Below are 19,753 nucleotides of genomic sequence, written 5' to 3'. Positions count from 1 at the left end.
TTGACTTGCAGATTTTTTTGGTTAAATTCTTATGTGTTGTTGTTATTGATTATAGGAACCTGTGATTTTAGGGGAATATGGATTCCCCGATGGTCCATACAGGATAAGCATAAGATATTTGAAGTTATTGATAATAAATTCAATCATATATTTTTGCAGATATTCGGAAACGGAGAAGCATACTATCCATCAGAGATTGCACCGACGAGAATAAAAGATGACCTCTGGCTGAAGGATTTCCTTAATCATGCACATTCAAAAGGTATTAAGGTATCTGCCTGGATAAATGTCTTCTATTCTTGGGGTTATGGAACAAGAATTGACGATGATCGCCATCCGTTCAATTTTGCACCAGATTGGTACGTTTTTGATAAAGAGCAGAGGTCCATTTACGATTATCAAATTGATGAACTCAAGAAATTGGGCATAGAAGGTTATTATTTAGCGCCTGCAAATTCAAGCGTCAGGATATATTTATTGAATGTGATAGAAGAAGTATTGAATAAATACAATTTTGATGGTATCCATCTTGATTACATAAGATATCCAGGTGAAAATTTTGTTTATGATATGCACCTAAGGACAAAGTTTCAAAGAAAGTATTTTTATGATCCATTAGAACTTGACACTGATTCACTCAGGTTAAGGTTGGGTATTAAAGGTAATGACGAATTAATCAGAATGTGGTGGCAATTTATCAACAATGACCTTACTGAATTTTTAATTCAAGTACAAAAATTAATAAAATCTAAAAAACCCGATTGTTTACTTTCGGCTGCAGTTAAACCGGATTATTCGAGTGCCCGAAACGAATTTTATCAGGACTGGCTTACCTGGGTCAACAATGATTATATTGATTTTGTATGTCTTATGGCATATTCTAAAAACATAGATGGAATACTAAATAAGACATTAATTAATGTAAAAGATCACAAAAAAATTATGATTGGGCTTGGAATTTATAATCTGAGTCCAGATTTGATCAAAAAACAAATCGATATAATAAAGAAGACAACATTTGGTGGCTTTGTTTATTTTTCTTATCCCCAATTAAAAGAAAATAAAAAATATCTGGAATTGATGGATTAAAAAGCCAACCTTTTTGGTTTCTTTTTAGTTATTCCGTATTTTTTTATCTTCCGAAAAAGGGTTGAACGATTTATGCCCATTAATCGCGCTGCCTCGGTCATATGCCAATTTACTGTATTCAAAATCGTTACAATATATTTCTGTTCGGCCTTTGTTTTTATTTCATTTATATTTGGAATATCTTCAATATTTCCTGTTTTCATTTTCATTTCTCTCCTTTGGCAGTAGAACAAAAAAGAGGGCGGAAGTGCCTAAGTTTTTCTACAAACCCCTCTCCACTTTCCGCCCTATTTTACTCTACCCTATATATCTATAGGCAAAATGCGTGCCCGTCTATAATTTTAAAAAACCTCCGAAATTTCATAAGTTTTTCCTCTGATAGAGTAAAAAACGGAAACGATATGCTAAAATATGTTGCAATTTTGCAACAGTGCCTCTGGAATTATTACACTTAATTTTAATTATAACTTCATAATTTCCCCATAAATCGTGAGAATTTACGCTGATATTGAATATATTTGATTGTTGCATAATTGCAACATCATTTATGCAATGTCGCAACAATTTCTCCTATAATTGCATAAACAATTATTTTCCTTCTTTTGAGTTCAATAAACTTTTTTATGGTTAACCAATTTATTGGATAAGATATTGTAGTTAAAAATGATTCAATAAAAAACAGGATTGACTTTTATGTATTTTTTTGTTATAATACATTATGCGTATGTTGATCTTAAGTTGCAAAAAGGCATTGCAAAAAGAAGTTGGTGATTTGAAACCACTTGTAGAAGAGATTGAAAGATATAAAAAGAGAAACAAAAATTGTGATATAAAATTTGTTTTTTTTGATGATGAAAACGTTTTCAATATCAAACCGGTAAAGAAAAAACCAAAGGACATAAGGGAGTTCATTAATAAACTGGAAAAAAAATGGGGAAATATTCAGACAGTTTTAATCATTGGAGGAGATAGCGTTGTACCATTCTATCGTTTGCCAAATCCTTGCGATGATGATGACGCGAGCGTTTTATCTGATAATCCCTATGCTTCAAGGGATGATGACTTTTTAATCCCCGAAAGAGCTTGTGCAAGGATACCGGATAATAATAAAATGGATTTTATTATCAAACAATTGAATAAATCGTTTACAAGGTTTGATAAATCATTTGGTATGAGTGCCGAAGTTTGGAAGGAGGCATCAAAGAATGTTTACAAACAGATAGGTGATGTAAAAGACTTGAAGATTTCGCCACCCACAACATCCCAAAATTTTAATTCAGAGTGGCTTAACAAAAAGGATTTTTTATATTTTAATTTGCATGGTAGTGCAATATCTGAAAACTGGTACGGACAGCAGGGTGGTGAATATCCCGTTGCATTGAGACCTGCTAATATTTTATCGGCGACGGGCTTTGTTGCATCCGAGGCATGTTATGGTGCTTATATAATAAACAAAACTGAGAAAAATGCGCTTTCCTTAAAATTTTTAGAACAGAATAATATCATTGGATTCTGCGGTTCAACGACGATTGCTTACGGACCTCCAACGCCACCATCAAGTGAGGCTGACCTTCTTATTAAATATCTTTTTGAGTATTTAAAACAGGGGTTATCAGTTGGTGAGGCATTTAAAAATGCTAAAATTGATTTCGCCCGTAAAATGATAAGACGCCACGGGTTTCTTGATGATGACGATCAGAAGACCTTGCTACAATTTGTGCTATACGGTAACCCCTTGTTAAAATTATTTTAATGGACTAAAGTCCAGGGGAGTGAAATGGTTGATAAGAAGATAATAGAAAAAATAAAGAGGGAGGTTGAGAAGAAATTTCCTGAATTTAAGGGTGTTAAACCCGAGGTCAACGAGAAAAAGATGCCACCGCAGAAGCATGTTTATAAAAAACTTTCCCTTGAAGTTTCCGAAGAGACAAAGACCATATTCAGTTTTAAGTTTGTAAAAAAGGTTAAAATGGCGGATAATATTCGGATGAATAAGATTCTGCTTGTTACCACGGATAAATTGGGGCAGATAATAAAGATTACGCAGTCAAAGTAACTTTAAAGGAGATTTATGGTCGAAGTTCTTATAATAATTTTAGTTTTTTCTTTCGTTTCCCTAATTTTTTCTATAATTAATAAGTTTCTGCCTATTAGTATTTTCCAGGTGATTGTGATTTTGTTTACAATTTATCTTTTGATTCGAGTGCGGGTAAAAATATCACGGGCAGAAAAAGAAAAATTAAGGGCAAAGATTGAAGAATTAGAAAAGAAGATTGAGAATCTGAGTAGAAAAGAAATTTAGTTTTTTACCAGGTTGCTTTTCTAACCCCGGGAAGTTCGCCCTGAAGTGCGAGCTCTCTGAAGCAAATACGGCACAGACCAAATTTTCTGTAAAATCCCCTTGGCCTTCCGCACCTCTGACAGCGGTTATATTTCCGGGTTGCAAACTTTGGCGGTCTTTTTGCCTTTATAACCAAACATAACTTTGCCAATTAGCCTCCTCTTTTATTTTTTTCTCTCAAAAGGCATGCCCAGTCCTTCAAGCAATGCAAGGGCATCCTCATCTTTTTTTGCTGAAGTTACAAGCGCAATATCCATCCCGAAGACCTTTTTCACTTTGTCATATTCAATCTCAGGAAATATGGTTTGCTCAGTCAAACCCAGATTATAAGAACCACGACCATCAAATGAATCCCTTTTGAAACCTTTGAAATCTCTTATCCTGGGTGCTGCGAAATTAATAAATCTATCAAAGAATTCATACATACGGTTGCCCCTCAGCGTTACTTTTAATCCTATTGTCATGCCTTTGCGAATTTTAAAATTAGAGATGGGTCTTTTCGCACGCGTGTAAGCCGGTGCTTGTCCAGTTATCTTTGCCAGATCCTCTTTTATTATTTCCAATATTTTGGGATCTGAAACTGCCTCACCGACACCAACATTAATAACTATCTTTTTGAGTTGCGGCACTTGATAAATATTTTTATATCCTAATTTTTTTAATAATGAGTTTCGCAGTGTTTCTTCGTAAAAAATCTTTAATCGTGGTTTATAACTCTTTTTCATTCTATTATCTCCCCACATTCTTTACAAATTCTAACCCTTCTTTTTTCAACCTTTTCTCTTTTTATTTTGGCTTTTTTCCCACATTTGGGGCAGATGAGAACAAGATTTGAAATATGAATTGGTGCTGGTTTCGTAATTATACCAGAAGGTTGGGTCTGAGAACGGGCGCGCTGATGTTTTTTTACAAGATTGACTCCTTCAACTATTGCCTTTCCTTTTTCACGGTCCACTTCAAGCACCCTACCTCTTCTACCTTTTTCTTCGCCAGAAATGACCTCAACCAGGTCATTCTTTTTGATATCAAATTTTATTTTTTTTATTTCTTTCATACAACTTCACTCGCTAAAGAAAGTATTTTTGTAAATCCTTTTTCGCGTAATTCACGCGCTACAGGTCCGAATACCCTTGTTCCTTTTGGTTCTTTTTGCTCGTTGATCAAGACACAGGCATTGTCATCAAACCTTACATAAGAACCATCAGGACGTCTAATTTCTTTTCTTGTTCGGACTATTACTGCCTTTGCCTTATCACCTTTTTTGATTGGTGCATGGGGCAAGGCATCTTTTATTGTTACATTAATAATATCACCAACATAGGCATAACGCCTTCCCGAACTTCCAGTAACATGCATACACATTGCCACCCGTGCACCAGTATTATCACATACCTTTAATCTTGAATAGATTTGAATCACCTGAACCTCACTATCATTTGATTAATCTCAAAATTCAACATTTTTATATTATTTTCTTTAAAACCCGCCACCTTTTCAATTTAGATAAGGGGCGTGTTTCTTCAATCAACACCTTATCACCAATCTTACATTCATTTTTTTCATCATGGGCATACACCTTCGTTGCCTTTTTGATATGTTTCTTATATAGCGGATGTTTAACAAATCTTTGGAACTTAACGATAACGGTTTTCTGCATTTTATCACTTACCACAACACCAACCTTGGTTTTACGCATTATTCTCCTTTCTTTGCTTTTGTCTTAGTCTGAACTTGTTTGGGTTGTAATAATTTTCTCTTTCCTAATTCATCTTCGCGAAGAATTGTTCTTATCCTTGCGATATCTTTTTTTATAATTCGTAATCTAACTGGATTGGGTAATTGCTGGGATGCGTGGCGAATGCGCAGATTGAATAATTCACGGTATAATCCGTTTAGTATCTCAATCAATTCTTCTCGTGATTTTTCTCTAAGTTCATAAACCTTCATATTTTATTCCCTCTTCTCTTTTGACAAATCTTGTCTTAATCGGTAACTTACTGGCAGCGACACGGAATAATTCACGAGCTTCTTCATTTGAAACTCCTTCAATCTCAAAAATAATTCTACCTGGTTTAACAACGCTGACCCAGAATTCAGGTGCTCCTTTTCCTTTTCCCATTCTCGTCTCTGCTGGTTTTTTCGTTACGGGTTTATCAGGGAATATTCTAATCCAGACTTTGGCACCTTTTCTCATACTGTGGGTAATGGCGACTCTTGCTGCTTCTATTTGACGTGCGGTTATCCAGGCTGGCTCAAGTGCCATGAGTCCGTATTCACCAAAGGCAATTGTGCTACCACTTGTTGCCTTTCCTTTTCTTCTACCTCTCTGTTGTTTACGATATTTTACCTTTTTAGGTTCTAACATTATTGCGCATCTCCTCTATATATCCAGACCTTTACACCAACTGTTCCATAAATTGTGAATGCTGTAGCACGAGCAAAATCTATATCTGCCTTAATCGTTTGTAAGGGAACACGACCTTCACGATACCATTCACTCCGGGCAATCTCAGCACCGCCAAGCCTGCCCCCACAACTTACTTTAATTCCTTTTGCACCAATCTTCATTGCTGAGATTACCGATCGTTTCATTGCCCTGCGATGTGAAATCCTTTGTTCGATCTGTCGGGCTATATTCTGGGCAACAAGATTGGCATCAAGCTCAGGAATTCTTACTTCTTCTATGTTGATTGAAACTTCACTCTTTATAAGACTTTTAATTTCTTCATGGAGTTTTTTGATCTCCTCACCACCCTTGCCAATGATTTTACCGGGCTGGGCAGTATAGATTGTGATAATTACTTTGTTTGATACTCGTTTTATTACTATATTAGAGACCATACAGTCTGCAAGCCGCTTATTTAAATAGCGACGGATATTAAAATCTTCTATAACCAATTTTGCATATGAAGTTTCATCAAACCATTTTGATTTCCAATCTTTTGTTACACCGAGACGGAAGCCTATAGGATGTGTTTTTTGACCCATTATTCTCCTTTCTTTGATTGTATTGGTTTGTAAGAATCAACAATAATTGTGATATGACAGGTTGGTCTTTTAATTATTGAAGGACTACCCCTGAAACCGGGGCGAAGACGTTTAAACCGTGGACCTTCATTGGCAATGGCTTCTTTTACATATAGGTCATTATCTTCAACTCTTACTGAACCAACTTTATTCTTTAAATTTGCGACCGCTGAATTAAGCGTTTTCAAAATAGGTATTTTTGTCCGCGAATGATGCAGTGTCAATATTGCCCGTGCCTGTGGAACAGGTTTACCTTTAATCTCTCTTAGAATCTTCCTTACCTTTAAAGGTGATGCCCTTTCGTATCTTTTAACTGCACGTGTCATCATTTTTCTGACTCTCTTTCTTTCTCGGCTTTTCTTGTCCCGGAATGAGCACGGAATGTTCTTGTTGGTGCAAACTCGCCGAGTTTGTGCCCAACCATTCTTTCTGTGATATATACTGGAATAAAACGATTGCCATTGTGAACCGCAATTGTAAAGCCGACAAATTCAGGCGGAATAGTAGAATTCCTTGCCCAGGTTTTAATCACTTTCTTTTCTTTAGTTTCGATAAGGTGCATTATTTTTTTCAGAAGTTTCTGGTCTATATAAGGACCTTTTTTCAAGGAACGAGACATCACTTTCTCCTTTTTACGATAAATTTATCTGAAGCCTTTTTCTTTTTTCTTGTTTTCTTGCCTTTTGTCAACCAACCCCAGGGTGATGTTGGATGCCTGCCACCGTGTGCCCTTCCTTCACCACCGCCTAATGGATGGTCAATTGGATTCATAGCTACGCCACGCACATAGGGTCTGATACCCATATGCCTTGTTCTTCCTGCCTTACCAATTGATACACTTGAATGCAAAGCATTTGATACCTTACCGATGGTTGCCCGACAGCGCAAATCCACTAACCTTACTTCACCTGAGGGAAGTTTGATATGGGCATACTTTCCTTCTTTTGCCATAATCTGACAGGAAAGTCCTGCACTGCGAACGAGCTCGCCGCCTTTTTTTGGCGAAATTTCAACATTGTGAATTTCCACACCCAATGGGATATTACTCAAAGGCAGACAGTTTCCAATTTTTATTGGCACATCCTCGCCCGAAATTACTGTTTCACCTACATTCAATCCTTCCGGACATATTATATATCTTTTTTCACCGTCTTTATATGTAAGCAGGGCAATGTATGCACTGCGATTCGGGTCGTATTCAATAGCACTTACTACAGCCGGAATGTTGTCTTTGTCTCTTTTGAAGTCCACGATCCTTATTTTCTTGTGGTGCCCACCACCACGATGGCGTGCGGTAACTCTCCCCAGGTTGTTTCTACCGCCGGTCTTCTTTTCAGATATAACGAGTTTCTTTTCCGGTTCAGTTTTTGTAATTGGTGGAACATTTACCGTATAAAAACGGCGACCCGGTGTTAAAGGACGATATACTTTTATACCCATCATACACCTTCTACTATTTCAATCTTCTGTCCCGGTTTAATCCACACCGATGCTTTTTTATAACCAGGACGATAACCTTCTGACCGTCCGAGTCTGCGCAGTTTACCACGGAAGTTTGCGGTATGTACTTCCAAAACATTTACACCAAATAATTTTTCTATTGACTCCTTAATCATCTGTTTATTCGCCTTCTTTGAAACTAAAAATTGATAGCAATTTAGTTCCCTGAGACGGTCTGCCTTTTCTGTAATTATTGGTCTGATAATTATTTGATCTGGTCGCATCTTTTCTCCAGTTCGGATAAACCGTTTTTTGTGAATAATATATAATCAGCCCATAGCACATCATAACAATTTATGTCTATTGAGCGTTTTAAATTTATTTTTGGTATATTTCTAACTGATAGCAGAAGATTTTTGTTAATCTTATCAGGGCTGATAAGAATCTTGGAACCAACTATATTTATTTTCTTTAACAACTCATTAATAACTTTAGTTCTCGGTTTTTCAATGTTCATATCCTCAATTATGCGTATTCTATCTTCCTGGGCTGCGACACTGAGGGCTGAAAGAAGTGCTTTAATTTTTTTCTGTTGGGGCATTTTTTTGTAATAATCTCTTGGCTTAGGACCGAATACAACACCGCCCTTACGCCAGATTGGAGAACGAATACTACCATGCCTTGCCAATCCTGTGCCTTTCTGACGCCATGGTTTTCTGCCACCACCCCTGACTTCGGCACGTGTCTTTGTCTTGGCGGTGCCGCTCCGCTGGTTGTTTAATATAATTGTGAGTGCTTCCCATAACAATGTTTTGTTGATTTTGGCACCAAAGACCTTTTTTGGTAATTCTATCTTGCCAACCTCTTCACCATTCTGATTAAATAATTTTGTGTCCATAACTATTCTTCCTTGCTCAATAATAATATACCGTTCTTTGGACCCGGCACTGCTCCGTGCAAATAGATTATGTTGTTTTCAATCTTTACAATCTTGAGATTTTTAATTGAGACGCGTTCGTTTCCATAATGCCCGGGCATTGTTTTACCTTTGAGTATCCTACCTGGATCAGAATGTCCATGTCCAGCAGAGCCAATCCTTCTGTGTGACATTGAACCGTGGGATGCAGGTCCGCCTTTCCATCCCCATCTCTTCATTCCACCGGAGAATCCCCGTCCTTTTGTGAAACCTGTCACTTTTATTTTATCACCCACCGAAAATATTTTAGAATCAATAACATCACCAGGTTTGTATTTTTCAATATTCTCTGTCTTGAATTCAGCAAGCCACTTTGCGGATTTTAAATTTGCCTTTTTCAGATGTCCAAGAAGCGGTTTGTTTACTTTCTTTTTAGTCCCAAATGCAATCTGTATTGCCTTATAACCATCTTTCTTTTCATCTTTTACCTGAACAATAGGACAGGGTCCTGCCTCGACCTTTGTGACTGCTATGAGTTTCCCATCCTCAGTAAAAACTTGAGACATACATATCTTTTTGCCTATCAATCCAATCATATTGCCTTTACCTCTACATAAACTCCAGCCGGAATTTCAAGTTTGTTAAGGGCATCAATGATATCAGGAGTCACATCGTTCAATTCAATCAGACGCTTGTGAATTCTCAATTCAAATTGTTCCCTTGATTTTTTATCAACATGCGGTGAGCGAAGCACGGTATATAATGAACGTTCAGTAGGGAGGGGAACAGGGCCTGATATCTTTATGCCAAATCTTTTCACAGTCTCCACAATGGATTTCACAGACTGGTCGAGAATTCTATGGTCATAAGATTTTAATCTTATTCTTAATTTATTCATTATTCAACCTTATTCAATTATCTGTGTTACCACACCAGCACCGACCGTCTTACCACCCTCACGAATCGCAAAACGCAAACCCTGCTCAATCGCCACCGGCGAAATCAACTCCACCTCTAAATTCGCATTGTCACCAGGCATCACCATCTCCACACCCTCAGGCAACTTAACCACACCCGTCACATCCGTCGTCCGCATATAAAACTGCGGCCGATAACCATTGAAAAACGGCGTATGACGACCACCCTCTTCTTTCTTCAACACATAAACCTCTGCCTTAAACCGATGATGCGGATTGATCGAACCCGGCTTACTCACCACCATCCCACGATAAACCTCATCCTTACCCACACCCCGCAATAATATCCCAACATTATCCCCAGCCTCCGCACTATCCAATGTCTTACGAAACATCTCTAAAGAAGTCGCCACCGTCTTAAACTGCTTACCAAAACCCACAATCTCAACCTCCTCACCCGGCAATAACTTACCACGCTCCACACGACCCGTCACCACCGTCCCACGACCCGTAATCGAAAATATATCCTCAATCGCTAACAAAAACGGCTTGTCCACATCCCGCACCGGAGTCGGAATAAACCGATCCACCGCATCCAATAAATCCCAAATACACTTATAAGCCGGATCTTCCACACCACCCGTCGCCTGCATCGCCTTCAACGCACTACCCCGAATCACCGGCGTCTCATCACCCGGAAAATTATACTTCGTCAACAACTCCCGCACCTCTAACTCCACTAAATCCAAAATCTCCGGATCCGCCACCGCATCCACCTTATTGATAAACACCACAATCGCCGGCACATTCACCTGACGGGCAAGCAAAATATGCTCTCGAGTCTGAGGCATCGGACCATCCACCGCACTCACCACCAATATCGCACCATCCATCTGCGCCGCACCCGTAATCATATTCTTGATATAATCCGCATGACCCGGACAATCAATATGGGCATAATGCCGCTTCTCCGTCTCATACTCCACATGCGAAATCGCAATCGTCAAAATCTTCGTCGCATCACGCCGCCCCTGTGCCTCAGAAGCCTTCGCCACCTCATCATAACTCACATACTTCGCCAGCCCTTTCTTCTCCAGGGCCTTGGTTATTGCCGCAGTCAATGCCGTCTTGCCATGGTCAACATGACCGATCGTCCCGATATTCACATGCGGCTTGGTTCGCTCAAACTTTGCCTTTGCCATAAAAAATCCTCCTTAACTTTTCTCCTTTCTTTTTGCACCCCTTTTACCAGCCTGGAGCCGGAATCGAACCGGCGACCTCCTCCTTACCAAGGAGGTGCTCTAACCGACTGAGCTATCCAGGCATTCTGCCGGATGCATTTTTATTATTCAAAAGATATAGACTTTAATTATATTCAAAATCTAAATTTTGTCAATAACTAAATGAACAAATACGGAAAGAATAAACTATTGACTTAAATTATAGATTAATTATAATTATAAAGGGAAAAAGGAGAAAAAAATGAATAAATATTTTATATCGGTGAATATTGTGCTTTCCTTGTTCACGGGTATTCTTTTTGCAAATGAATACCTTGTTCGTGTGGATAATCTGAGTGACAGAGATTTTCATATTGTTGAATTGATAGAAAATCATGCAATAATTATTGCAACTGACAATGATTTAATCAAACTCCAGAACAAGGGTGTTGAATATAATTTGCTTGACGAGAATCCAAGAGATAAATACTATCAGATTGTTTATCTCTGGGGTGAAGACCCTGCGGTAGTTGCTCAATATGGAGATATTATTGACCAGTATGAAGATTGTTTACTTTTGCGCACAGTTGAAGAGAAAGTCATAGAATTGAATAAACTCAGGGTTGAACTGAGGAGATTGACATTTGATCCAGTTAGATTTCTTAATGAAGACCCTTATCCATTGAATCTAAATAATCTTGCACCCGATACCCTTATACAAAAAATGGTTGCGGCAGTATCACAGGATACGATTCAGGCATCAATCTTAAGGATGCAGAGAATGTATACAAGGTATACAACCACTGATTCCAATAAGATTGTTGCCGTTAACTGGATTAGAAATAAATTACTGAGTTATGGTTGTGACAGTGTATATTTTCAGTATTTTAACAATAACTATGGACCGAATGTAGTAGGAATAAAAAAGGGTTATCTATATCCTACTATTAAAAGATACTGTTTGATTGGTGGACATATGGATGATGTCCCGTCAAGTGGTTATGCACCAGGGGCGGATGATAATGCATCAGGTACGGTTGCAATGATTGAGGCGGCAAGGGTGATGAGAAATTATTTATTTGAAAATACGATATATTATGTAGCATTCAATGCGGAAGAATTGGGTTTATATGGTAGCGACTCCTTTGCAACACGCGCCTGGCGAAATGGTGATACAATCTTAGGGGTAATCAATTATGATATGATCGGTTATGTGACGCCTTCAAATCCCAATCGGGATACAATGAATGCCCATTATACAACTGCTGTGCCAGGTTGCAGTGTATTTGTGACTCAATTCTATAAGGCGGTTGCTGATACCTACACCCAGTTGAAAATAAGAATGGTCCGCAACACCGGAACAAGTGGTTCTTCTGATCATGCAAGTTTCTGGAAACGTGGCTATAAGGCGATGCTCGGGATTGAAAGGCAGCTGACACCTGCGTATCATACGACCGGTGATACACTGGGACCACATCTTTATACTAATTGTGGGGTCAATCATCTGCCTTTTGCGACCAAGGTGATAAAGACCGGGGTGGCCGCACTAGCCAAACTTGCGGTTCCGGTTCATATTGTGGGAATCAAAGAACAGAAAGGGATTGCCGTTGATAATATTTTACTTTCACCCACAATAGGAAGGCGGTTTGTAATTCAAAATCAAAATGGAATTATGCAGAAGATAAAGGTTTACAATGCTCTTGGACAGGTTGTTAGGAATTTGTCTGTTGATAATAAAAATGTGATATGGGATGGAACTGATGACACAGGTAATTATTTACCCGCTGGTGTTTATTTTATTGGCTTTACGAAGGATAATATGACGATAGTCCGCAGGGCAATTTTGATTCGCTAATCAATAATAATTATCTTTCCTTTCTGCTCAAGATTTTTGTTTTTTAGCAAGTAGAAATACACTGCGCTTGGAAGATTTTTAACAACCAACCTTTTTGGAGATTGAACAAATTTTTGATGGTATATCAGTCGCCCGTCTATTGAATACAATTTAAGTTCTGTATTATCAGGTAGGTCTTTTAATAATAATGATTTATGAATGGTTGCAATTTCTATTTTTTTGTTATCCACTGCTTTTATATCCAGAATTCCAACAAGCGTATCAGAATAGCCATGGGCGGTAACACAATACCAGAAGACAGAATCAATACCGGTTCTGACAAGCCAGTTCGTGATATGGTTTGAACCGATTATTTTGGTCGAGTTTATTATATCTCCTGAAGGACTTAATTTTCTGATAAGTAATGAATCTGCATGCCACTGGGTAAAATAAGAGACGCTTTCAACCTGACAGGGCGCAGTTCCCCAGTTCAACATCCCTTGGGTCTTGGTCTGTTCAACCCAGACCATATTAGTATTTTCGGTTCGGGCAAGGGATGCGACAAGAAAAGACTTCTGCCCCGCGGTGCTGTCAATCTTTGTAAATGCAATTATACCGTCGGTATTGCCGATTACTTTTATCCCGCCTAAAATTACTGTATCACCGGCAGTCCTACCGCAAAAGCCTTTTGTTCCCGTTGTATTAATTTTGAATATACCCTTCTGCGAATTCCAATGGAACTGATTAAAGATCCGGTCCCTTGGTGAACTCGGTATTGCCTGGCTCCAGTGGTTCCCCGCATAAATATCTCTAATTATCTGGTCAAGATTGAAACTCGTCCAGGGTGTTCTTACCAGGTCTTCGGGTTGTAAATCCCTTAAAAAAGCCAGTGCCGCTATTCTTAAAAAAGCAAAGTGTATTGGTTGTCCTGCTGCATCAAAAAAAGCCCTTATCCTATTATTTGAGAAACTGCCTTCAGAATGGGCAAAAGCAAAATTTATGATTGCATCATAATCTCTTAATCCGGCATAACTGGCGAACGGCAGTAGTGTGACATATCTTGATTCGCAGGGTGCAGGATGTTGCCATTCGGTTATTATCATTGGTTTCTGCGCCGCAGCGCACTGGTTCATATAGGTGAAGAACCATTCTCCATTGCTGCCTTCTCCAAAATAGGCGTTTGTAATTCTGAAATCAAGGGTATCCCAGGGTTGATTGGGAAAATCAGGATGATCAAAATATGGATGGGCGTCCATCACCGGCACCAAATTTGCCCAGGCGTACTGATGGAGCTGGTTTGCCCAGAAAAAGGAAGAGGTGATAAGGGACTGACAATGCAATGTGTCATTCAAAAGGGCTGAAATACGCTGATAAAATCTTGTCTCTTTTTCATAGAAAAATCGTATTTGGTCAAAATAACGGTAAGGACTATAATCATAACGATTGCTCCAACGCACAAGTTTGATTGTCCTCGTGGCAAGGCTTTCACCGGGGTCCAGAACTTTTGAAAATGGCGCACGACGCAATTGAACATCATCAATCCAAACCCTTCCGGTATCAAGTCCGAGATTAAATGTTAACTGGACGGAGTCTGATGTCCCTGAATAAAATGGTAAGACAAAACTCTGTCCACTCGTTGTGAGGTTGATCGTTGTTGAATAATAAACAGTCCAGGGTGTCTTGTTTCTTTGTATGACGATATCCATACTCCTGTTTCTGCTTGATTTTGCTTTGAAACTTAAGCGATAGGTGGAATCCGTATTGATTGTAAATCCTGATTGCAATAACTGGATATGCCAGGAGTATTGTCCGGGTGAATAGATATGTACAAAGACTGCGGGTTCAAGGCTCAATCCTGCATTCTGCACACCCCAGGTAGAATTACCACTGAATTGGTTAAGCCACCAAAATCTTGGGACACCATTCAGGGTGTCAGAAAATTCACCGTTGATTATCTTATTGGGACCTGTGGTAGTATCACCGCCCGACCAAATTCTTATAAGGGTTGAATCCCAATGATATCTATAATATAACCAGTCATTCCATTGATTCTGTAGTTCGTTTTTATAGAATCTTGGCAGATAATAATTTGACTGGATATTATCCCAATTATCCCAGAAATAATGGTCGATCAAAGTTCCTTCATTCATTGGATTAATGAAGACCAATGCAGGGTCATTCTTGTAGGCAGTTCCTGTATAGGGATTTATGTGATTTAGCAGACTATCAGGGTAATCGCGAAAAAGTGCATATGCAGGTTCGTAGAACATATAAACCCTTTTTACGATATCCATTGAGCGGTTGACACTGTCGTAATAAGGGATTCCATCCCCAGATTTGAAATATCTTATGCTATAGAGATCAATTGCAGAATAAATTCCTTTCTGCTTTAATTGGTAAAATAAATAATCAAATTTATCCAATACTTCGTGATTCAATCTCCTTGTTGTATTTGAGCCTGGTGCACTCGTTAATGCACCATCAATGTGATGGTAGCGCACCAGATTAAAGCCTTGTTTGGCGATATGCGGTGTAACATTCAAGGCAGTGGTCTGCGAGGGATAGGTTGCTGAAAAACAGAGGTTTGTTCCAAAAAATTTTGCCCTCTGCCCATTGGCAAAATATAGATGTCCATCGGATTGGACAATAACCCGTCCGTTAATTCCTGCTGGTGGTTGGAGTATGAATTTGCCAATATGTGTTATATTGTTAATCGTATCAGGATATGGTGTTGTAAAATTAAACCAGCCTTGCTTTGGTGTGACATACTGGGCATTAACTATCTCTATCATTATTAATAAGAAAACGAAGCGAATTTTCATAACGCCTCCTGATATCGTATTATAAAAGTAAAATTCCTGATGTCAAGGTCGGATATCCATCATTTGGTATGGAATATTTTAGTCAAAATATTGTAATGAAATATAGAGGAGGTCAAAATGAAAAAAGGACTTTTGATTCTTTTTGCATCCATTATGATGCTTTTTGCAAAAAAACCAGAGCTGGTAGTGGAAGATTATATGAACCGTCTCAAAATCGGCGTGCCTGTTGAATACAAAAAACTAAAAATTTATCCACTGGAAATGGCGATGAATATAGGAGCCAAAGATTTTATAACCCTTGATGAGGCAATGGACAAAGGTTGGCTTAAGATTAGAGAAGTTGGCTCGGGTAATGTAAATCAGGTGGAGATAAAGAATAATGGTGATGAACCGGTCTTTATTCTTACTGGCGAAATGATTATCGGTGCCAAGCAAGATAGGATGATAAAGACAGATATATTATTGCCACCTAATAGCGGCTGGATAAAAGTAGAGGTTTATTGTGTGGAACACGGCAGATGGGTGGAGGTGTCAAAAGAGTTTGAAAGCAGTGGGTTGGTTGTGCCCAATACAGTGAGGCAGAGGGCAAAATTGAGTGAAAGTCAGACCGAAGTCTGGGCAGAGGTTGCTCGGACTCAGGATAAACTTGGGATTTCTTCAGGAACCGGGACGGTACGGGCAAATTACGAAGATAAAGATGTTCAGAAAACGGTTGAAGATTATACTAAAGGATTCGGGAATATCCCTAAACTATCTAAATCAACAGTTGGTGTTGTTGTTACCACAGGAGACAAGATTATATGTCTCGACCTTTTTGCCAATAATAACCTGTTAAATAGACTCTGGAAGAAGTTGATAAAATCTTATGCTATGGATGCGATTAGTGGCGAAAAGAGCAGTGTAACAAAAGAACAGGTAAGAGAATTTATTGATTTAATTGACGATGCAAAATTTGTTTCAGTAGGAACGCCTGGTTTAGGTGATTTATTGACGATTAATGCGGATTCTGGGAAAGGCTCGGCATTGGTTTACGAAAATACCATTGTGCACATAGACTTTTTCCCAAATGAGGACGGCAAAATTGATCGGGATTCAAATTTAAGATTGGATTTCCGCAGGGACCAGAGGCTTGAAGATAGAGATTAGTTCCAAGGACCTTAAATTATAACACTCTTGATTTAGATATTTTTATGTCTATAATTTCTATGACAAGAAATGTTAGGTATGAAGGCCACCTGGATAAAAGATTTGAAAGGATTGATTTACACCAAAATCATTGGGCCATTAAGATACAAGGCAGGCGACGGATATAACGCACAGAAATTCTGGTCAGAACGGTTCAAAAGATATGGTGTGTCATTAAAGGCAGCAGGGAATGTTAATCTTACCGAACAAGAGAATATAGAAATGTATGAAAAATCAGTTAAGACGCTATTAGATTTATTTAAAAATCATGCTATTATGCTCAAAGATAAACGCGTACTCGAGATTGGCTGCGGAACAGGTTATTATACAAAATTGATGTCAGAAATGGGAGTGGCTGATTATACAGGATTGGATATTACCGACACTTTGTTTTCAATCTTAAAACAAAAATTCCCTTCATATAGTTTTGTCTGTTGCGATATTACCAAAAAAGGTTTGGATGAAAGGTTTGATATTATTTTGATGCTGAATGTAATAGAACATATCGTCAGTGAAAAAAAACTTAAAAATACTTTAATGAATGTTGATAATTCATTGATTAAAGGTGGTCTATTTATCGTAGGAGCCCTTTTGGGCGAAACAAAGAAGCACACTTTTTATGTAAAATATTGGACATTGAATGATGTGATGAGTAGACTACCAAGATACGAAATAGTTGCAAAGGCACCATTTCAAAATGGAGAGGTGGTGATTTTGAAAAAAATGTAGAATAAAAAATTATAGTAATTTAATCTTGACACAAGATACATTGTGATTATATTTGAGTATGTTAAAGAGGCTTAAAGAAGATATTGCCACAGTATTTGCACGCGACCCTGCAGCAAGGCATGTTCTTGAAATTCTCTTATGCTATCCTGGTCTTCATGCGGTCTGGTTGCATAGAATTGCCCATTTTTTATGGTGCAAAAATTTTAAATTATTTGCAAGATTATTATCCCATATAAGTAGATTATTTACCGGGATAGAAATCCATCCCGGGGCAAAGATCGGAAGAAGATTTTTTATTGACCATGGTGCAGGGATAGTGATTGGAGAGACTACTGAGATTGGAGATGATGTGCTAATGTATCAAGGCGTCACTCTTGGTGGGACGAGTTTGGAGAAGAAAAAACGCCATCCTACAATTGGAAATAATGTGGAAATTGGTGCTGGTGCAATTGTCCTTGGACCAATAAGGGTAGGAAATAATGTGAGAATTGCTGCGGGTTCGGTGGTGGTAAAGGATGTTCCTGATAATGCGACGGTAATCGGTGTGCCAGGAAGAATCGGGCTTGGTTTCTCAGCAGAGGAAATACGCAGACTGGAACATGGTAAGCTCCCTGACCCGATTGCGGATGCATTACAGTTTGTAATGAAAGAACAGGAAAAATTATATAAAAAAATTAAAGAACTAGAAAAGAAGATTGAAGAGATAAAAAAATAGGATATTTTTTACAATACTTCTATTATCTCAAAAGTATTACCTTCTCTACCTTCTTGGAATCCCACGCCGCAAATTTTATAAAATACACACCTGCAGGCAATCCGCGACCTGAATCATCACAACCATCCCAGGCAACCTGGCTAAATGGTTGAATGGTTAAATGGTTAAATTGTTTAACAACCCGACCTGAAATATCATAGATACTTAATGAAATTTCGGATTTCGGATTTCGGATTTCGGAATTGTTTGGGATTTGGAATTTAATCACACAGTGATTTTTGAATGGATTGGGATAGACCTCTAATTTCGGATTTCGGATTGCGGATTGCGGATTTGTAGATTCTTTAATTCCAAGTGGTCTCATCTTTACATTTAAAATTGTTTGAGTTCCGGGTGATACAACAACATTATTAATTGTAATAGTATCATAACCCTGTTTTCTAAATTGTAATGAATATGTACCTGGATTCAAAATTCTCCGGTATCTGCCGAATAGTGAATCGCTTAATCGGGGTGTTAGTGTTGAGTCATAATAACCAACAACCCTTACTTCTGCAACAATCGGCTGGTTTGTGATTGAGTCTGTGATTATGCCGGTGATACTTGAACCGAATGTCCTTTCCAAAAGATAATAGGCGCCAGGTAGATTTCTCATACAGATACTATCAACTCTATAGCCGGGTGGATAACAACCTCTGCTCAATTCAATTGTATAAGCAAATGTACCACAGACTCCGTAAAGGTAATTCCTGGCATTTCCTTCCGTAGCATAACCATATATCGGAACATAAGTTCCATTGCCGGCATCGTTTATTATCTTTGAGGCGAGGGTGTCTGCAACTCTTTTTATAAATGGATGGTCTATTGCAAATTGATTCCCCCAGCGCCACGGGTAATAGACTAACTCACCCTGTCCAGTGCGTGCACAGTGATAACAGATATCAAAGACAAAATGATTTTGGAACGCAAGGTCTCTAATAATTCTTGATTCATTTTCAGAAAATGGATAGGGGCCGCGATAATATTCATCATTTGGATTTGGACTACCACCCTGTTCCCAATTGAAGTCATAATTACGGTTTAAATCAACTCCATCTGAATCAAGGTCAAAAAATCCATTATTGTTATTATCCCTTTTGTTCTTACGCCATATAGAATCAATACCGTTCATTACTACATTATGCCCTTCAGGATTTAAAATTGGAATTATCCAGATTTCCGCATTATTTATCCAGTAGGTGATTGCTGAATCAATGCCGTATTTACTGACGAGGTCATTTAGAAGATACAAACAGACCTCACACCCCAATAATTCCTCTGCGTGGTGAATTCCGTTGAATAAAACCGCAGGTTCATCTTCTTTTATTCCGGGATTGTCCGAAATCTTTATACCCAAAATAGGTAAACTATCGCGGGTTGAAAATCCAAGATTGTATAACTTTGTGATCGTAGGATAGTGAGACGCAATAGAGTCAATTTCCTGGACCATTTCTGCATATGTGTGATAGCGAGGGTCAA

General features: G+C 38.4%; 26 protein-coding genes, 1 tRNA gene and 1 pseudogene. 8 read left to right on the top strand and 20 right to left on the bottom strand.

The features are described 5' to 3' along the window. The first annotated feature begins 33 nt into the window (after positions 1 to 33). Positions 34 to 1,089, top strand: a complete 1,056-nt coding sequence (locus tag ABIL69_01795) for a family 10 glycosylhydrolase (GenBank protein ID MEO0122722.1) — start codon at positions 34 to 36, stop codon at positions 1,087 to 1,089. On the opposite strand, the gene ABIL69_01790 is transcribed toward ABIL69_01795, so the two are convergent. Then, the gene (locus tag ABIL69_01790) at positions 1,086 to 1,298 is read right to left on the bottom strand and encodes a helix-turn-helix domain-containing protein (protein ID MEO0122721.1); all 213 of its coding nucleotides are present in this window, start codon (positions 1,296 to 1,298) and stop codon (positions 1,086 to 1,088) included. The two genes, ABIL69_01795 and ABIL69_01790, sit on opposite strands and share 4 nt — an antisense overlap. Positions 1,299 to 1,807: 509 nt before the next feature. On the opposite strand from ABIL69_01790, the gene ABIL69_01785 reads away from it, so the two are divergent. The 3 genes from ABIL69_01785 to ABIL69_01775 are packed head-to-tail and all read left to right on the top strand — an operon-like array spanning position 1,808 to position 3,391. Beyond that, entirely contained in the window at positions 1,808 to 2,842 is a 1,035-nt protein-coding gene (locus ABIL69_01785) for a hypothetical protein (protein MEO0122720.1), read from the top strand. A 24-nt stretch (positions 2,843 to 2,866) separates the two neighbouring features. Next, entirely contained in the window at positions 2,867 to 3,145 is a 279-nt protein-coding gene (locus tag ABIL69_01780) for a hypothetical protein (GenBank protein ID MEO0122719.1), read from the top strand. A 15-nt stretch (positions 3,146 to 3,160) separates the two neighbouring features. After that, positions 3,161 to 3,391 (top strand): hypothetical protein, encoded by a 231-nt coding sequence (locus ABIL69_01775; protein ID MEO0122718.1) that lies wholly within the window; start codon positions 3,161 to 3,163, stop codon positions 3,389 to 3,391. A gap of 4 nt (positions 3,392 to 3,395) precedes the next feature. On the opposite strand, the gene ABIL69_01770 is transcribed toward ABIL69_01775, so the two are convergent. The 17 genes and pseudogenes from ABIL69_01770 to ABIL69_01690 all read right to left on the bottom strand — a co-directional run bounded on the left by ABIL69_01770 (position 3,396) and on the right by ABIL69_01690 (position 11,054). Further along, a complete protein-coding gene (locus tag ABIL69_01770; protein ID MEO0122717.1) occupies positions 3,396 to 3,581 on the bottom strand; it encodes a type Z 30S ribosomal protein S14 in 186 nt (61 codons plus the stop codon). 13 nt (positions 3,582 to 3,594) lie between these two features. Continuing rightward, the gene (rplE, locus tag ABIL69_01765) at positions 3,595 to 4,155 is read right to left on the bottom strand and encodes a 50S ribosomal protein L5 (protein MEO0122716.1); all 561 of its coding nucleotides are present in this window, start codon (positions 4,153 to 4,155) and stop codon (positions 3,595 to 3,597) included. After that, on the bottom strand, positions 4,152 to 4,484 hold the full coding sequence (rplX, locus tag ABIL69_01760) for a 50S ribosomal protein L24 (protein ID MEO0122715.1): 333 nt from the start codon (positions 4,482 to 4,484) through the stop codon (positions 4,152 to 4,154). Before rplX ends, rplE begins: the two co-directional genes overlap by 4 nt. Next, a complete protein-coding gene (gene rplN / locus ABIL69_01755; GenBank protein ID MEO0122714.1) occupies positions 4,481 to 4,849 on the bottom strand; it encodes a 50S ribosomal protein L14 in 369 nt (122 codons plus the stop codon). The genes rplX and rplN overlap by 4 nt, the downstream gene beginning before the upstream one ends. A gap of 46 nt (positions 4,850 to 4,895) precedes the next feature. Next, positions 4,896 to 5,126 (bottom strand): annotated as a pseudogene (rpsQ, locus tag ABIL69_01750) (30S ribosomal protein S17). Continuing rightward, on the bottom strand, positions 5,126 to 5,377 hold the full coding sequence (gene rpmC / locus ABIL69_01745) for a 50S ribosomal protein L29 (GenBank protein ID MEO0122713.1): 252 nt from the start codon (positions 5,375 to 5,377) through the stop codon (positions 5,126 to 5,128). Before rpmC ends, rpsQ begins: the two are co-directional and overlap by 1 nt. Then, positions 5,364 to 5,795 (bottom strand): 50S ribosomal protein L16, encoded by a 432-nt coding sequence (gene rplP, locus ABIL69_01740; GenBank protein MEO0122712.1) that lies wholly within the window; start codon positions 5,793 to 5,795, stop codon positions 5,364 to 5,366. The genes rpmC and rplP overlap by 14 nt, the downstream gene beginning before the upstream one ends. Then, a complete protein-coding gene (gene rpsC / locus ABIL69_01735; GenBank protein MEO0122711.1) occupies positions 5,795 to 6,418 on the bottom strand; it encodes a 30S ribosomal protein S3 in 624 nt (207 codons plus the stop codon). The genes rplP and rpsC overlap by 1 nt, the downstream gene beginning before the upstream one ends. Further along, positions 6,418 to 6,783 carry an uL22 family ribosomal protein gene (locus ABIL69_01730; GenBank protein MEO0122710.1) on the bottom strand — a complete coding sequence of 122 codons (366 nt, stop codon included), beginning with the start codon at positions 6,781 to 6,783 and terminating at the stop codon, positions 6,418 to 6,420. The genes rpsC and ABIL69_01730 overlap by 1 nt, the downstream gene beginning before the upstream one ends. Further along, positions 6,783 to 7,076: a 30S ribosomal protein S19 gene (gene rpsS / locus ABIL69_01725; protein MEO0122709.1), complete on the bottom strand. Its 294-nt coding sequence runs from the start codon at positions 7,074 to 7,076 to the stop codon at positions 6,783 to 6,785. Before rpsS ends, ABIL69_01730 begins: the two co-directional genes overlap by 1 nt. After that, positions 7,076 to 7,897, bottom strand: coding sequence for a 50S ribosomal protein L2 (gene rplB / locus ABIL69_01720; protein ID MEO0122708.1), 822 nt, complete (start codon positions 7,895 to 7,897; stop codon positions 7,076 to 7,078). Before rplB ends, rpsS begins: the two co-directional genes overlap by 1 nt. Continuing rightward, positions 7,897 to 8,181 carry a 50S ribosomal protein L23 gene (gene rplW / locus ABIL69_01715; GenBank protein MEO0122707.1) on the bottom strand — a complete coding sequence of 95 codons (285 nt, stop codon included), beginning with the start codon at positions 8,179 to 8,181 and terminating at the stop codon, positions 7,897 to 7,899. Before rplW ends, rplB begins: the two co-directional genes overlap by 1 nt. Next, on the bottom strand, positions 8,163 to 8,795 hold the full coding sequence (gene rplD / locus ABIL69_01710; GenBank protein MEO0122706.1) for a 50S ribosomal protein L4: 633 nt from the start codon (positions 8,793 to 8,795) through the stop codon (positions 8,163 to 8,165). The genes rplW and rplD overlap by 19 nt, the downstream gene beginning before the upstream one ends. 2 nt (positions 8,796 to 8,797) lie before the next feature. Further along, a complete protein-coding gene (gene rplC / locus ABIL69_01705) occupies positions 8,798 to 9,409 on the bottom strand; it encodes a 50S ribosomal protein L3 (GenBank protein ID MEO0122705.1) in 612 nt (203 codons plus the stop codon). Next, positions 9,406 to 9,711: a 30S ribosomal protein S10 gene (rpsJ, locus tag ABIL69_01700; protein MEO0122704.1), complete on the bottom strand. Its 306-nt coding sequence runs from the start codon at positions 9,709 to 9,711 to the stop codon at positions 9,406 to 9,408. Before rpsJ ends, rplC begins: the two co-directional genes overlap by 4 nt. Positions 9,712 to 9,720: 9 nt before the next feature. Further along, positions 9,721 to 10,932, bottom strand: coding sequence for an elongation factor Tu (tuf, locus tag ABIL69_01695; protein ID MEO0122703.1), 1,212 nt, complete (start codon positions 10,930 to 10,932; stop codon positions 9,721 to 9,723). Between the two features lie 48 nt (positions 10,933 to 10,980). Continuing rightward, a tRNA-Thr gene (locus ABIL69_01690) sits at positions 10,981 to 11,054 on the bottom strand. 158 nt (positions 11,055 to 11,212) lie between these two features. Here ABIL69_01690 and ABIL69_01685 point away from each other — a divergent pair. Then, positions 11,213 to 12,805, top strand: a complete 1,593-nt coding sequence (locus ABIL69_01685) for a M20/M25/M40 family metallo-hydrolase (protein MEO0122702.1) — start codon at positions 11,213 to 11,215, stop codon at positions 12,803 to 12,805. Here the strand turns inward: ABIL69_01685 and ABIL69_01680 are convergent. Beyond that, positions 12,802 to 15,606 (bottom strand): carbohydrate binding domain-containing protein, encoded by a 2,805-nt coding sequence (locus ABIL69_01680; GenBank protein ID MEO0122701.1) that lies wholly within the window; start codon positions 15,604 to 15,606, stop codon positions 12,802 to 12,804. The genes ABIL69_01685 and ABIL69_01680 overlap by 4 nt on opposite strands. Positions 15,607 to 15,723: 117 nt before the next feature. Here ABIL69_01680 and ABIL69_01675 point away from each other — a divergent pair, with 117 nt between their 5' ends. The 3 genes from ABIL69_01675 to cysE all read left to right on the top strand — a co-directional run bounded on the left by ABIL69_01675 (position 15,724) and on the right by cysE (position 18,235). Continuing rightward, positions 15,724 to 16,752 (top strand): DUF6569 family protein, encoded by a 1,029-nt coding sequence (locus tag ABIL69_01675; GenBank protein MEO0122700.1) that lies wholly within the window; start codon positions 15,724 to 15,726, stop codon positions 16,750 to 16,752. A gap of 69 nt (positions 16,753 to 16,821) precedes the next feature. Next, entirely contained in the window at positions 16,822 to 17,520 is a 699-nt protein-coding gene (locus tag ABIL69_01670; protein ID MEO0122699.1) for a class I SAM-dependent methyltransferase, read from the top strand. A gap of 58 nt (positions 17,521 to 17,578) precedes the next feature. Further along, complete coding sequence (gene cysE / locus ABIL69_01665) at positions 17,579 to 18,235, top strand: serine O-acetyltransferase (protein MEO0122698.1); 657 nt, start codon at positions 17,579 to 17,581, stop codon at positions 18,233 to 18,235. A 22-nt stretch (positions 18,236 to 18,257) separates the two neighbouring features. Here the strand turns inward: cysE and ABIL69_01660 are convergent, their stop codons facing one another. Next, positions 18,258 to 19,724: a M14 family zinc carboxypeptidase gene (locus ABIL69_01660; GenBank protein ID MEO0122697.1), complete on the bottom strand. Its 1,467-nt coding sequence runs from the start codon at positions 19,722 to 19,724 to the stop codon at positions 18,258 to 18,260. Between the last annotated feature and the right edge of the window lie 29 nt (positions 19,725 to 19,753).

The sequence above is a fragment of the candidate division WOR-3 bacterium genome (genome assembly GCA_039802005.1).
Classification (GTDB): domain Bacteria; phylum Hydrothermota; class Tepidihabitantia; order SM23-42; family JAOAFX01; genus JAOAFX01.
Note: the sequence above shows the minus strand (reverse complement) of the source record. Positions and strands in the feature narration are given on the sequence as shown.